Source organism: Rhizobium skierniewicense Ch11 (genome assembly GCF_023757665.1).
GTDB classification, from domain to species: Bacteria; Pseudomonadota; Alphaproteobacteria; order Rhizobiales; family Rhizobiaceae; genus Agrobacterium; species Agrobacterium skierniewicense.
Window position 1 is genome coordinate 1 of the sequence record NZ_RXPG01000012.1, and the last position, 13,875, is coordinate 13,875.

The window sequence follows — 13,875 nt, forward strand, 5'->3', positions numbered from 1 at the left end:
ATCTGCAAACGATGGACAATCGAGCCAAATCGTTTCATCCTAAATCCGATCCATCAAATGCCGGGACTGAACAACTAGGTCAGATGCTGCACTGTCGAAATCGTCGCCTTCAAAGCCACTCAACCACCGCTCTTCATCCTCGTCCAGTAGGTGCGCGAAATAGATGTCTCCAACAATCTTGATCTGAGCTTCGGACAACTCTTCCAGCGGAGGTTCGTTGAGGCCTGCCTGTCTCCGACGTTCATTGTAGAAAATTTTTTTTACCGCAGCGCTTTCTATCCGCAGCTTTTCGACTGCCTGACGCCGGTCCTGTGTGCCCAAAGATTTCCAGATTTGATCTTTACCGAGCGACTTACGGATGTCCGCTGGCACGGGTGCGCGCAAATAATATGTGCGATTTCTGAGGGTCAACCAAGGGTAAATTGTCACGTCTTCCATGCCTCGCTGTAGCAGTTCGCTTTAGCAGATGGAAGTTTAACCTATTGAAAACGCATCATGTATTTGATTTACAATGATGTTTTTGGTGCCCCTTGCCGGAATCGAACCAGCACTCCTCGCGGAACCTGATTTTGAGTCAGGCGCGTCTACCAATTCCGCCAAAGGGGCAACTCTGGAATCTTGTTCCTTGGTATGCGGCGGACTATACGAACCGGCAGCATGACGTCAACCGATTTTTGTAAAATTTCAATTTCACAAAACTTTGTTTGTCACAGATATGTCGGTCCCCAATGAAGGATTTGCAAGCGCGACCAGACTGGATTAGAGGCTTTTGCGTGGCATGTTTTAAAGGCTGCCTCCCGCCTTGTTTTCCACCTGATCAGGTGCTTTGAAATCCCGCGTCGAATGTTAAGGAAAGATCATGGCACGTTCAGTTTCCGCCGAGAAGAGCCGCCGCACGTCAGCCGTCCTCGTGACGGCAGGCATGATTTTCACCGTGGGCTCGGCGCTCGGCTTCCAGCACATCGGCGGCTATACACCTTGCGCGCTCTGCCTGTTGCAGCGTGACCCCTATTATTACGCCATTCCCGTCGGAATCCTGGCCATTGCTGCCAGCCTTTTTAAATTGCCGGTCTGGATCGTGCGATCCGCACTGATTCTTGTGGGACTTGCCATGCTGATTGGTGCCGGTCTCGGCATTTATCATTCCGGCGTGGAATGGGGCTTCTGGCCAGGTCCCGTCACCTGCGCCACGGGCTCTCCATCCATCACCACCAATGCCGGAAGTTTGCTGGGCGACCTCAACGCCATCAAACCACCATCGTGCAATGATGCGGCGCTTCGGGTTCTTGGATTGTCGTTCGCTGGCTGGAACGTGATTGCCAGCATCGTGTTAGCCGGCATCGCGTTCTTCGGCGCCAGCCGAAGACAAGCCTGAGCCAGCGATCAAGGCTGCAACTCGGTATCCCAATAGAGATAATCCATCCAGCTTTCGTGCAGATAATTGGGTGGAAAGGAGCGACCGTTGTTGTGCAGGTCCTGCACCGTTGGCTGAAAGGGCTTCTGGTGAGGGATCATGCCGGCAATTTTTGGCAGCTTGCTGCCTTTTCGCAAATTGCACGGCGAGCAGGCCGCAACGACGTTCAGCCACGTGGTTTCACCACCATGGGCTCGCGGAATGACGTGATCGAACGTCAGATCATCGTGTGAGCCGCAATATTGGCACTCGAATTTATCCCGCAAGAACACGTTGAAGCGCGTGAAGGCGGGATTTCGTGTGGGCTGCACATAGGTCTTGAGGCTGACGACACTCGGCAGTCTCATGGAGAAGCTGGGCGAACACACCGCATGATCATATTCCGCGATGATGTTCACACGGTCAAGAAACACTGCCTTGATCGCGTCCTGCCAGGACCACAACGACAAGGGATAATAACTCAGTGGCCGGTAGTCAGCGTTCAAAACGAGCGCGGGCAAGGCCTGTGGTGAAACGGCAATCGTCAAGGGCGTCTCCTGACCGATTCTGCATCTACATCTTGTATATTAGGTCGGTTGTTACAGGATTGTGAAGCCCATAAATGAAGCGCTGAAAGAAAGGCTAATTTCAGGCGATTGGAACGGCGTCCCGACGGGTCACGGACGCATAGTAAGACCAGAAAAGTCGTGCCGCAACGGATCGCCATGGCGCCCATTGGCAGGCGATTTCACCCAGCGATTTCGCGCTCGGGCGGGTCTGCATGTGGAAAGCCCGCGCCACAGCCGCCTGCAAAGCGACATCTCCGTGCGGAAAGATATCAGCATATCCGCAGCAAAACATCAGATAGACCTGCGCTGTCCATGGACCGACGCCCTTCAGCGTCATCAATTGGGCAAAAGCTTTGGCTTCATCGAGAGTATTCAAGGCATCGAGGTCCAGCCTTCCCTCGACAATGGCCACGGCTACGTGATGCAATGTTCTGGCCTTGGCGCGCGAAAGGCCAAATTGCGGAACCTCTGGCGTCGCGACCGCCAGATAGGTTTGCGCCGTGACATCGCCAACGGCGTCACCAATCCTCTGCCATATGGCGTTGGCGCTGGCGCGCGAGACGACCTGGGAAACAATGATGTGGGCCAGCCCCGCAAAGCCCGGCTCACTCAACCGCAATGGCAGCGGTCCTGCCTGACGGGCAATCTCTGCGAGGCGAGCGTCTATCCGCACAAGGGCAGCTAAGCCCTCCTCGATATCAGCGACATTTCGAATGATGTTTACCATCGCACCCCAAGACCCTGACTTCGTCTTGGCGAAGCAACGGAAACCATGGCAGAAGAAACCATGTCTTTGCTTTCACGTCAAAAGCCGGTTTTTCGCTTCGCGCCAAGCCCCAACGGGCGGCTTCATCTCGGCCATGCGCTTTCTGCCATCCTCAATCATGATATGGCGCACGCAAATGGCGGACGGTTCTTGCTGCGCATCGAGGATATCGACCGGACGCGCTGCACGCCTGAACTGGAGCAAAGCATTTATGAAGATCTCACATGGCTTGGTCTGACGTGGGAGACCCCTGTTCGGAGACAGTCGGAGCATTTCGATGGGTATCGTGAGGCGCTGGAAAAACTGGTTGAGATGGAACTGGTCTATCCCTCGTTCATGAGCCGCAGCGACGTAAAGGCTTATGTGAAAAGTCGTGAAGCTAATGGGGAACTCTGGCCGCGCGATCCCGATGCAGCCCCACTGTACCCACCGCTCGACAAACGGAGATCGAGGGAGGACATTGCGGCCCTCCTGTCCTCTGGCACAAGACATGCCTGGCGTCTGGACATGGACAAGGCGATGGCACGGCTTCGACATCCGCTTTCGTGGATCGAAACGCGGCGCGGCTCGAACACTGTTATCGTTGCTGACCCTGCGGCGTGGGGCGATGTGATCCTCTCGCGATCCGATGCCGCATCGAGCTACCACCTTTCGGTCGTTGTGGACGACGCGTTGCAAGATATTTCGCACGTCGTTCGTGGCATGGACCTGTTTCATGCGACGTCTGTTCACCGGGTGCTGCAGGAATTGCTGACATTGCCGGCGCCGGAATATCATCACCATCGACTCATACTGGATGACCAGAGAAGAAAACTCTCGAAGAGCATAGGCAGTCCGTCCTTGAATGCTATGCGGGATGACGGCATCTTGCCCTCAGATGTCCGCGGCCTCCTCGGCATCTAGCGCTTCCCTCAGGCTGCCATTGTGAATGCCCGCCTTGATGATGTGCCTTATGCGGTACTTCATCAGTGCTGCGTTCACCTCTGCGCCCAGCATGAAGATGACGCCCACCATATAGAGGAAAACCAGGACGATCATGACGGATGCCAGACCGGCATAGGTCGCAGCATAATTGGCGAAGGTCGCTAGGTAGTAGGCGAATATCGCAGCGCCAATGATCCAGAAGAGCAAAGTGAGGACGATACCGGGAAGCACGTCCCATATCCGGCGGCGTCCCGCGGGTAGCCAAAGATGCGCAGCGGCAAGTCCGACCGCCAGAACGATGATCGTTCCGTAGAGGCCGAGATTGGAGACCGTTTCCAGAAAGCCCTTGAGCAAGGGAAAGCGCGTTTCCGCAAAGGAGAGAGCGACAGGGACGGCAACGAGCACGATGCTGATAACGGTAAAGATCGTCACCGCGATGATAACGTAAAAAAGGCTGAGCAGCCGTGTGACATACCACCAGCGGGTTTCGCTGACCCGATAGGCCCGGTTGAGGGAAATTCTGATGGCTTCGACGCCGTTGGATGCGAAGTAGGCAGCAGCCAGAACCGAAATCGTCAACAATCCACCGCGTGGAATGGTCAGAACCTGCTGCACTTGGGCGGCGAGCGGTGCTGCAATGGCGGCTGGCCACGTATCGAAAATGATATGGACCGCCGTTTCGGCAAATTGGTCGGCACCAAGGAAACCGGCAAGCGCCGTTCCGAAAATCAGAAAAGGAAACAAGGCAAGCAAAATCGACAGCGCCACGTGACTGGCCATGGCCCAGCCATCATCTTCGGCAAAATGAAAATAGGCATCCAAGGCGACTTTGCGGACGATGTCCAGTGCGGCAACCATGTCACCTCCTCAATCGACATTTCATTTGTAACCCACGTCAAGATATGGGAAGCCGAGTACCGCTTGTACAGCGCGTGAGACCATGCCCAGGTTCCACAGCGTCCAAGAAGAATTGCGCGCGACCGAATTCGACTGTGCTCATTATACGATGCCCGATCTTAGGAAAGACTTTCCATGCTTGAAAAACCGGTCATCATTATCACCGGCTGCTCGTCTGGTATTGGCGCGCATTGCGCCGGTGCGCTTCACCAGGATGGTTGGCGGGTCTTTGCAACGGTGCGGCGGGCCGAAGATGTCCCGGCACTGGAACAGCAAGGCATCGAAACATTATTGATGGACTACACCAAGCCGGACACGATCGCCGCTTTGGTGGATGCGGTTGCCGCCAGAACCGGCGGTCGGATCGATGCCCTGTTCAACAATGGCGCATATGGTCAACCCGGCGCCGTCGAAGACCTCTCGGTTGGTGTGTTGCGCCAGCAATTCGAAACCAACGTATTTGGCTGGCACGATCTCACTTGCCGCGTCATTCCCTTCATGCGCCAGCGTGGGCATGGGCGTATCGTTCATTGCTCGTCCATTCTCGGTCTCGTGCCCTACCGATACCGGGGTGCCTATACGGCATCGAAATTTGCGCTGGAGGGTTTGGGGATCACCTTGCGTATGGAACTGCAGGGCAGCGGCATTCATGTCAGCCTGATCGAGCCCGGCCCCATTGCCTCGAAATTTACGGCAACCGCTCTGGCTCATATCAAAGGCAATATTGACCTCGAAAACTCCGCACACGCGCAGGACTACAAGCGACAACTTGCCAGGCTGGAGGGCGGCGGACCGGCAAACAAGCACAAGCTGGGTCCGGATGCCGTCTATGCAGAACTCAAGCACGCCTTGACGGCGCCACACCCGAAACCGCACTACCTTGTCACCACCCCTGCCAGGCAGGCCATGATTTTAAAGCGGCTTTTGCCGAGTGGATTGTTTTACCGTTTGTTGCGCAAGTTCGACTAGCGCAGACACGATCCGATCAGCTACAACGCACACAAAGATACGCGGCATTTTCGGGAGGGTTAGAGCATGTCCAGTTTCGCAACGGTTCTTGCGGTCATCGTGATGGGGCTGGTGGTGCTCGTGCTGATACGCGGGCTCTTCAACATGCTCAAAGGCACGGATGGAAACAAATCCAACAAGCTGATGCAGTTGCGTCTTCTTTTACAGGCCATAGCGATCATCCTCATTATGTTTGTGCTGTGGCTGACGGGCGGCGGACGCTAGGAGTTTTAAAGGCATACAATGGTCAAGCTGAACAAGATTTATACCCGCACTGGCGACGACGGCACGACCGCCCTCGTTTCTGGACCGAGACGGGTGAAACACGATCTGCGCGTTGAAAGTTACGGCACAGTTGATGAAACCAATTCCGCCATCGGTGTTGCGCGCCTTCACACATCAGGCCTGACAGAACTCGATACCATGTTGTTTCGTGCCCAAAACGATCTGTTCGATCTGGGCGCTGATCTGGCAACGCCGCACACAGGCGAAGTCCTGTCCTACGAACCCCTGAGGATTGTGGATGCACAGGTGACGCGCCTTGAAAACGAAATCGACGCGCTGAACGCCGATCTCACGCCCCTGAAATCATTCGTTATTCCCGGCGGCACACCGGCTGCTGCCTATCTGCACCTTGCCCGGACCATATCGCGGCGCGCGGAGCGCCAGATGGTCGAACTGTCAAAGATGGAAGGCGAGACCGTTAGCAGTGCCGCGTTGAAATATATCAATCGGCTCTCAGACTTCCTATTCGTGGCGGCACGGTTTGCCAACGACGCGACGAATTCGGATGCGCCTGACATCTTGTGGGTTCCAGGGCAGAACCGCTAATCTGCAGCAAGGGCGTTTTCGCATGTTCATTCCCCTGCACGATGCGAATTCGCTCAAGCACATCAAACTGCAATATGTCACCGTGTCGCTGATAGCGGTCAACATTCTCGTCTGGTTGCTGGTGGGCGTTCTCTTCAGCAGCGAGGCGGGGGATGCCGCCATTCTCGGTCTCGGTTTCATTCCCGCGGTCGTGTTCGATTATGCCCAGCTCGATCCAGCACTTCAGTTCATCCCTGATCAGATGACGGTCTTCAGCTACGCCTTCATGCATCTGGGCTTTTGGCATCTCGCCTCTAACATGCTGTTTCTGTGGGTTTTCGGAGATAATGTGGAAGATGCGTTCGGCCATCTGCGCTTTTTGTTGTTCTACTTTGCCTGCGCGGCAGCCGGCGCGCTGTTTCACGGAGTTGTCGCGCCGTCTTCACAGGGTCCGCTGATCGGCGCGTCGGGTGCGGTCTCAGGTGTCGTGGCCGCATATCTTCTGCTGCACCCGAAAGTCCGCGTGTGGATCCTGGTCTTCATGCGCATTCCCATTCCCCTGCCCGCTTTCATTCCGCTGGCATTATGGATTGGACAGCAATTCTTCATGTTCCTGTTCGGCATGCAGGATCGTGTGTCGTGGGGTGCGCATGTGGGCGGCATCATTGCGGGCGTTGTTCTGGTGCTAGTCCTCAGAAGGCCCGGCGTCCCGCTGTTTGATCGCACCATCGTCACACCCCGCGCGGTCCAATATAAAAATCAAGGGCCGCAGACTGCCGTGTCGCAAACGGAACGACCTTTCGAAGGTATCAGGTGAAGATTGCAACAAGGATTGATATTTACGTTCACGTTAACGTAAGATATCCCCGAAGCGCATGCGATCATGAGCATTGCTCCGTTGAAGTTACCGGAAAAATGCGTATCCATGTCGCAACTTGATTATCAGGAGGACCGTTCAGCGTTTCGCTTTAGGGTCAGGAGTTGAAGGAAGGTTATCGATGAAAATCCTTGTGCCAGTGAAGCGTGTTGTGGACTACAACGTCAAGATCCGCGTCAAGGCGGATGGCTCAGGCGTCGAGCTTGCCAACGTCAAAATGTCGATGAACCCGTTTGACGAAATTTCCGTCGAGGAAGCCCTTCGTTTGAGGGAGGCGGGCAAGGCCGAAGAGGTTATCGTCGTTTCCATCGGACCCGCCAAGGCGGAAGAAACACTGCGCACGGCATTGGCCATGGGTGCCGATCGCGCCATCCTGATCGAGACAGACGAAGCCGTCGAGCCTCTGGCTGTCGCAAAGCTTCTCAAGGGTGTCGTCGAAGCGGAAGCTCCGGGCCTGGTGATCGTCGGCAAGCAGGCGATCGATGACGACAGCAACCAGACCGGCCAGATGCTGGCAGCGCTTCTTGGCTGGGGCCAGGGCACGTTCGCTTCCAAGGTCGAACCTTCGGATGGCAAGGTCGCCGTGACGCGCGAAGTCGATGGTGGTTTGCAGACGGTGGAACTGAAGCTTCCCGCAGTCGTCACCACCGACCTGCGTCTCAACGAACCCCGCTACGCATCCTTGCCCAACATCATGAAGGCCAAGAAAAAGCCCCTTGATAAGAAGACGCCTGCCGATTTCGGCGTCGATACCGCGCCGCGCCTCAAGGTCTTGAAGACCGAGGAACCCGCGGGTCGCAAGGCAGGTATCAAGGTCGGCTCCGTTGCCGAACTCGTATCGAAGCTCAAAGCTGACGGCGTCATCTAAGAAACGCGAAAGGGAGATATTACCATGGCCACTCTTCTTCTGGCAGAACACGACAACGCAACCCTTTCAGACCAGACGGCAAAGACGCTGACGGCGGCAACCCAGATCGGTGGCGACGTCACCGTTCTCGTCGCCGGCTCCAACGCAAAGGCCGCTGCCGATGAGGCAGCGAAGCTTTCCGGTGTCTCAAAAGTCCTGTTTGCCGACGATGCGTCCTATGCCAACCAGCTTGCCGAGCCACTCGCAGCGCTGATCGTTTCGCTTGCCCAGTCCTACGATGTCATCATCGCGCCTGCCACGGCATCGGCCAAGAACGTTCTGCCACGCGTGGCCGCTTTCCTGGATGTCGCTCAGGTTTCCGAAATCGTGGAGGTGATTTCCCCTGATACCTTCAAGCGTCCAATTTATGCCGGCAACGCCATTCAGACGGTTCAGGCCAGCGACGCGAAAAAGGTCATCACCGTTCGCACATCGACCTTTGCACCGGCAGAAGCTGGGGGCTCCGCGTCTGTCGAAGCTGTTTCCGCTGCTGAAAACCCCGGCGTGTCCAACTTCGTATCGGACGCGTTGGCATCATCCGACCGTCCGGAACTGACATCGGCAAAGATTATCATCTCAGGTGGCCGTGCGCTTGGTTCGTCTGAAAAGTTCAAGGAAGTTCTGCTGCCCGTGGCAGACAAGCTGGGTGCAGCCGTTGGCGCTTCGCGTGCTGCCGTCGATGCAGGTTACGCACCGAACGACTGGCAGGTTGGTCAGACTGGAAAGGTCGTCGCACCTCAGCTCTACATCGCGGCTGGAATTTCCGGTGCCATCCAGCACTTGGCTGGAATGAAGGATAGCAAGGTCATCGTCGCCATCAACAAGGACGAGGAAGCGCCGATCTTTCAGGTTGCCGATTATGGCCTCGTGGCTGACCTTTTCGATGCTCTGCCAGAGCTTGAAAAAGCACTGTGATCCTTTCTCAACTTGGAAGCGGCGCGTTTTTCAAACGCGCCGCTTTTGTTTTTCGACAATATGCGTAACATCAATACAGAGCCTGAGCGCTCAAAACATGCCCTACAGGAGAACCACATTATGGCCGCCCCTATCAAGAATGTCGGTATTATTGGCGCCGGTCAGATGGGATGCGGCATCGCGCATGTTTCGGCGCTGGCTGGTTACAAGGTGCACATCTACGATCTGGCCAAGGATCGTATCGAAGCCGGCCTTGCCACCATAAACGGCAACCTGGCCCGCCAGGTCAGCAATGGCAAGATGCAGGATGAAGAGCGAAAGACGGCACTCTCATTGATCGGTGGCTCCTCAGACGTCAACGACCTCGCAGCGATGGACCTCGTCATCGAAGCCGCCACCGAGCACGAAGAAACCAAGCGCAAGATCTATGCGCAGATTTGCCCTGTTCTGAAGCCCGAAGCGCTTCTGGCAACAAACACATCCTCGCTATCCATCACCCGCCTTGCATCTGCCACCGACCGTCCGGAACAGTTCATGGGCATCCACTTCATGAATCCGGTTCCGGTGATGAAGCTGGTTGAGCTCGTGCGCGGCATCGCGACCGGCGAGCAGACGTTCGAGACCGCCAAGAATTTCGTGCGCTCGCTGGACAAGGCGATCACCGTTGCCGAAGATTTCCCGGCTTTCATCGTAAACCGCATTCTTTTACCGATGATCAACGAAGCGATCTACACGCTTTACGAAGGCGTAGGTTCAGTTGAAGCCATCGATACCGCCATGAAGCTCGGCGCAAACCACCCAATGGGGCCGCTGCAACTGGCGGACTTTATCGGCCTCGACACGTGTCTGTCGATCATGCAGGTGCTGCATGATGGCTTGGCCGACAGCAAATATCGCCCCTGCCCGCTTCTCGTGAAATATGTCGAAGCCGGTTGGCTTGGCCGCAAGTCCGGTCGCGGTTTCTACGATTACCGTGGCGAGACACCAGTCCCGACGCGGTAAACGTCAAAACGTCATTTTGCCTTGGCAAATTCCGCCAGAGCCTTGGCATCCTCACTGTCCCACGCTGCCGGACCGTTCATGGACCCAAGCAAGCAACCCTGATCATCGATGAGCAAGGTTGCGGGAAGGCCGAATGCGAGGCCTTCCTTTTTCAACGCGTTGAAGACGCCCATCGAACTGTCGCGATACAGCTTGAGGGAATCGATGCCGTATTCACTCATGAAGGCCTTGGGCTTTTCATCCTCACCCGCATCGATGTTGATCGTCACAACCTCGAAATTGCCGGCACCTTTTTCCTTTTCGAGCGCGTTGAGCGCGGGCATTTCTTCCCGACACGGCACGCACCATGTGGCCCACAGGTTGAGAAGAACCGTCTTGCCTTTGAGGTCGCCTTCCGTCATCGCCGCACCATCAGGCCCCTTGAAGGACAAGGGGATGACACGCGGGCGCTCGGCAGCCGACATGGCCGCGACCTGACCCTTCAAAAACGGTTTCAAAGACGCGATCCGCTTTGCCGCACCCTCACATAAACCCGATTGCGCTGCGACTTGCCCTTGAACCTGACCTTCAGACCCAATAAGCCTGAACATCATCACGCCCGCGCCGCAGACGATGCCGGCAACGGCAGCAATTGCAACAAGTTTGGCGGAAGGGAGCCTGAAAGGCCTTTTTTCTGTCATTGAATACTCCAGGGCAGGCAAAACATGGCTGATGGCACCGAACAGAAATCCTCCAACCAGATGTGGGGCGGACGTTTTGCTTCCGGTCCCTCCGCCATCATGGAAGAGATAAATGCGTCCATCGGCTTCGACAAGAAGCTTTATGCGCAGGACATCCGCGGCTCAATAGCGCATGCCACCATGCTGGCTGCAAAGGGCATTATTTCCGGAGAAGATAAAGACAAGATCATTCACGGCCTGAACACGATTCAGTCAGAGATCGAAGCCGGATCGTTTCAGTTCTCCCGCAAGCTTGAGGACATCCACATGAACATCGAGGCGCGCCTGGCCGACCTTATTGGTCCAGCGGCCGGACGTCTTCACACGGCGCGTTCGCGCAACGATCAGGTGGCTCTCGACTTTCGCCTTTGGGTGAAGGAAGAACTGCAGAAAACCGAGGCTATGCTGACGGCTCTGATCACAGCCTTTCTCGACCGCGCCGAAGAACACGCTGATACGGTCATGCCGGGCTTCACTCATCTGCAAACGGCCCAGCCCGTCACCTTCGGCCATCATTGCATGGCCTATGTCGAAATGATCGGTCGTGACCGCGCCCGCGTTCGCCACGCCATCGAACATATGGACGAAAGCCCGATTGGTGCAGCAGCTCTCGCTGGCACGGGCTATCCGATCGATCGCCACATGACAGCGAAGGCGTTGGGTTTTCGCGAGCCCACACGCAATTCCATCGACACGGTATCCGACCGCGATTTTGCGCTGGAATTCCTGTCGATCGCGTCGATCTGCGCGACGCATCTTTCACGTCTGGCTGAAGAAATCGTCATCTGGTCGACGCCGCAGTTCGGCTTCATCCGCCTGTCCGATGCTTTTTCAACCGGCTCCTCCATCATGCCGCAGAAGAAAAACCCGGATGCCGCGGAACTGGTGCGCGCCAAGACGGGCCGGATCAATGGTTCGCTGATTGCCCTTCTCACCATCATGAAGGGTCTGCCGCTCGCCTACTCCAAGGATATGCAGGAAGACAAGGAACAGGTCTTCGATTCCGCCGAAAGCCTGGAACTCGCGATCGCCGCCATGACGGGCATGGTGCGTGATCTGGACGTACGCGCCGATAAGATGCGTGAAGCTGCCGGGTCCGGTTATTCGACGGCCACAGATCTGGCCGATTGGCTGGTGCGTGAAGCAGGCCTGCCCTTCCGTGATGCCCACCATGTCACGGGTCACGCCGTTGCGCTCGCTGAACAGAAAGGCTGCGACCTGAGTGATCTTTCGCTGGAGGAACTGCAGTCGATCAATCCGGCGATAACAGCGGGCATTTTCGACGTTCTGTCCGTAGAGGCATCGGTCGCAAGTCGAACCAGCTTCGGCGGAACGGCGCCGTCGGAAGTGCGCAAACAGATCGCCTGGTGGCGGGCGAAAAACTGATCAATCCGACGTTACGTCGGCATCACAAGAAACAGGGTGCACAAGCGCCCTGTTTTTCGCTATCAGGAATGCAGAGATTTCCTTTGGACAGGCCCATGCTTTCAAAAACCTTGCGCAATTTCATCGTTCCCGTCGTCGTCACGCTTGCTGTCGGCCTTGCTGTTTCCGGATGCGGCCGCAAAGGCGATATTGATCCGCCGAGCACGCCGAAAGAACAGCGTAATCTGCGCTCGACAGAGGGGAAGGTACAGCCAACACCCGAACGGCCATTTATTCTCGATAAGCTCCTTTAAGGTCCAGCGACGTGAACCATTTTCACTACATCGACGGCGTGCTTCACGCCGAAAACGTCCCCGTGCCTGAAATCGCCAAGGTCGTCGGTACGCCATTCTATGTCTATTCCACGGCGACGCTGGAACGGCACTACAAGGTGTTTTCCGAGGCTTTTGCCGATGTCGATGCGATGGTTTGCTATGCAATGAAGGCAAATTCCAATCAGGCCGTCTTGAAAACCCTGGCAAAGCTCGGCGCTGGTGTCGATGTCGTGTCGGGTGGTGAACTGCGCCGCGCACTGGCAGCCGGCATTCCGGCCAACCGCATCATGTTTTCTGGCGTTGGGAAGACCGTCGCGGAAATCGATCTGGCGCTTGAGGCGGGCATCTATTGCTTCAACATCGAATCCGAACCCGAGCTGGAAGTCCTGAACTTGCGGGCCCTCAAGGCTGGCAGAAAGGCGCATGTCTCCTTTCGCATCAATCCCGACGTCGACGCGGGGACCCATGCCAAGATTTCGACGGGCAAAAAAGAAAACAAGTTCGGCATTCCCTATGAGCGCGCGCGCGCCGTCTATGCCCATGCGGCCACCTTACCGGGCATCGTCGTCAGCGGCATCGACATGCATATCGGCAGCCAGATCACCGAATTGCAGCCATTCGAATCTGCATTCCGCCTGCTGCGTACGCTAGTGGAATCGCTTCGCGGCGATGGCCATACGATCAGCCACGTTGATATCGGCGGCGGTTTGGGCATTCCCTACCGCGAAGACAACAATCCGCCCCCGCTACCGGATGCCTATGCCTATATCGTCAAGAACGAACTCAAGAGTCTGGACTGCAAGATCATTACCGAGCCTGGTCGTCTGATCGTCGGCAATGCGGGCATTCTGGTGACGGAGGTCATCTATGTGAAGGACGGCGGTGAAAAGACATTCGTGATCGTCGATGGTGCGATGAATGACCTCATTCGCCCAACCCTTTATGAAGCCTATCACGGCATCCGGCCCGTCGTTCAGCCTGTGCCAGATGCGCCTCGGATCAAGGCAGATATCGTCGGACCCGTCTGCGAAACAGGCGATTATCTGGCGCTAGACCGCGAGATGGCAGCACCTGAACCCGGCGACTTGATTGCCGTCAGTTCCGCAGGTGCCTATGGTGCGGTGCAGGCCGGAACATACAATTCAAGGCTTCTGGTCCCTGAAGTGCTGGTAAAGGGCACAGAATTTCATGTCATCCGCCCACGCAGCACATACGAGGAATTGATCGCACTCGATTCTGTGCCAGCTTGGCTTGCGTGATCACAATTGAGCGAATGAACCCGAAAAACAGGAGTTAGCGCTCCCTTCCCCTCGTCTTCGCCATAAAGAGTGTTATCTTCACTATCGTTGCACGGATTTGTTTTGCCATTTGAAACGTGGTGAAATCGG

Annotated in this window: 16 protein-coding genes, 1 tRNA gene and 1 pseudogene; 12 read left to right on the plus strand and 6 right to left on the minus strand. The window is 56.1% G+C overall.

All coding sequences use genetic code 11. From position 1 onward, the window contains the following. Positions 1-249: 249 nt before the first annotated feature. Positions 250-438 (minus strand): annotated as a pseudogene (locus tag EKM04_RS23140) (DUF6538 domain-containing protein); the annotation flags it as partial. Between the two features lie 83 nt (positions 439-521). Beyond that, a tRNA-Leu gene (locus tag EKM04_RS11270) sits at positions 522-606 on the minus strand. A gap of 253 nt (positions 607-859) precedes the next feature. Between EKM04_RS11270 and EKM04_RS11275 the strand changes: the two genes are divergently transcribed. Next, a complete protein-coding gene (locus EKM04_RS11275; protein WP_183897613.1) occupies positions 860-1,375 on the plus strand; it encodes a disulfide bond formation protein B in 516 nt (171 codons plus the stop codon). Between the two features lie 8 nt (positions 1,376-1,383). Here the strand turns inward: EKM04_RS11275 and EKM04_RS11280 are convergent, their stop codons facing one another. Both EKM04_RS11280 and EKM04_RS11285 read right to left on the minus strand, forming a co-directional pair. Next, positions 1,384-1,941 (minus strand): HNH endonuclease, encoded by a 558-nt coding sequence (locus tag EKM04_RS11280; RefSeq protein WP_174155615.1) that lies wholly within the window; start codon positions 1,939-1,941, stop codon positions 1,384-1,386. Between the two features lie 100 nt (positions 1,942-2,041). After that, a complete protein-coding gene (locus tag EKM04_RS11285) occupies positions 2,042-2,689 on the minus strand; it encodes a DNA-3-methyladenine glycosylase family protein (protein ID WP_183897612.1) in 648 nt (215 codons plus the stop codon). A 45-nt stretch (positions 2,690-2,734) separates the two neighbouring features. On the opposite strand from EKM04_RS11285, the gene gluQRS reads away from it, so the two are divergent. Next, on the plus strand, positions 2,735-3,631 hold the full coding sequence (gluQRS, locus tag EKM04_RS11290) for a tRNA glutamyl-Q(34) synthetase GluQRS (protein ID WP_183897611.1): 897 nt from the start codon (positions 2,735-2,737) through the stop codon (positions 3,629-3,631). Here gluQRS and EKM04_RS11295 read toward each other — a convergent pair. Further along, positions 3,602-4,510, minus strand: coding sequence for a YihY/virulence factor BrkB family protein (locus tag EKM04_RS11295; RefSeq protein ID WP_183897610.1), 909 nt, complete (start codon positions 4,508-4,510; stop codon positions 3,602-3,604). The two genes, gluQRS and EKM04_RS11295, sit on opposite strands and share 30 nt — an antisense overlap. A 174-nt stretch (positions 4,511-4,684) precedes the next feature. Between EKM04_RS11295 and EKM04_RS11300 the strand changes: the two genes are divergently transcribed. The 7 genes from EKM04_RS11300 to EKM04_RS11330 all read left to right on the plus strand — a co-directional run bounded on the left by EKM04_RS11300 (position 4,685) and on the right by EKM04_RS11330 (position 10,068). Beyond that, entirely contained in the window at positions 4,685-5,518 is an 834-nt protein-coding gene (locus EKM04_RS11300) for an SDR family oxidoreductase (RefSeq protein WP_183897609.1), read from the plus strand. Between the two features lie 66 nt (positions 5,519-5,584). Continuing rightward, positions 5,585-5,782, plus strand: a complete 198-nt coding sequence (locus tag EKM04_RS11305) for a twin transmembrane helix small protein (RefSeq protein ID WP_174155620.1) — start codon at positions 5,585-5,587, stop codon at positions 5,780-5,782. An 18-nt stretch (positions 5,783-5,800) separates the two neighbouring features. Next, positions 5,801-6,388: a cob(I)yrinic acid a,c-diamide adenosyltransferase gene (locus tag EKM04_RS11310; protein ID WP_183897608.1), complete on the plus strand. Its 588-nt coding sequence runs from the start codon at positions 5,801-5,803 to the stop codon at positions 6,386-6,388. A gap of 22 nt (positions 6,389-6,410) precedes the next feature. Further along, the gene (locus tag EKM04_RS11315) at positions 6,411-7,184 is read left to right on the plus strand and encodes a rhomboid family intramembrane serine protease (protein ID WP_183897607.1); all 774 of its coding nucleotides are present in this window, start codon (positions 6,411-6,413) and stop codon (positions 7,182-7,184) included. A 181-nt stretch (positions 7,185-7,365) separates the two neighbouring features. Beyond that, positions 7,366-8,112, plus strand: a complete 747-nt coding sequence (locus EKM04_RS11320; protein WP_183897606.1) for an electron transfer flavoprotein subunit beta/FixA family protein — start codon at positions 7,366-7,368, stop codon at positions 8,110-8,112. A 24-nt stretch (positions 8,113-8,136) separates the two neighbouring features. Then, a complete protein-coding gene (locus EKM04_RS11325; RefSeq protein WP_183897605.1) occupies positions 8,137-9,066 on the plus strand; it encodes an electron transfer flavoprotein subunit alpha/FixB family protein in 930 nt (309 codons plus the stop codon). A 120-nt stretch (positions 9,067-9,186) separates the two neighbouring features. Beyond that, the gene (locus EKM04_RS11330; RefSeq protein ID WP_183897604.1) at positions 9,187-10,068 is read left to right on the plus strand and encodes a 3-hydroxybutyryl-CoA dehydrogenase; all 882 of its coding nucleotides are present in this window, start codon (positions 9,187-9,189) and stop codon (positions 10,066-10,068) included. Positions 10,069-10,079: 11 nt separating this feature from the next. On the opposite strand, the gene tlpA is transcribed toward EKM04_RS11330, so the two are convergent. Continuing rightward, positions 10,080-10,748: a thiol:disulfide interchange protein TlpA gene (gene tlpA / locus EKM04_RS11335; protein WP_174155626.1), complete on the minus strand. Its 669-nt coding sequence runs from the start codon at positions 10,746-10,748 to the stop codon at positions 10,080-10,082. Positions 10,749-10,772: 24 nt separating this feature from the next. Here tlpA and argH point away from each other — a divergent pair, with 24 nt between their 5' ends. The 3 genes from argH to lysA are packed head-to-tail and all read left to right on the plus strand — an operon-like array spanning position 10,773 to position 13,746. After that, entirely contained in the window at positions 10,773-12,173 is a 1,401-nt protein-coding gene (gene argH, locus EKM04_RS11340) for an argininosuccinate lyase (protein WP_183897603.1), read from the plus strand. Further along, positions 12,155-12,466 carry an LPS translocon maturation chaperone LptM gene (gene lptM / locus EKM04_RS23145; protein ID WP_252094061.1) on the plus strand — a complete coding sequence of 104 codons (312 nt, stop codon included), beginning with the start codon at positions 12,155-12,157 and terminating at the stop codon, positions 12,464-12,466. The genes argH and lptM overlap by 19 nt, the downstream gene beginning before the upstream one ends. Before the next feature lie 11 nt (positions 12,467-12,477). Beyond that, positions 12,478-13,746 (plus strand): diaminopimelate decarboxylase, encoded by a 1,269-nt coding sequence (lysA, locus tag EKM04_RS11350; protein ID WP_183897602.1) that lies wholly within the window; start codon positions 12,478-12,480, stop codon positions 13,744-13,746. Positions 13,747-13,875: the final 129 nt, after the last annotated feature.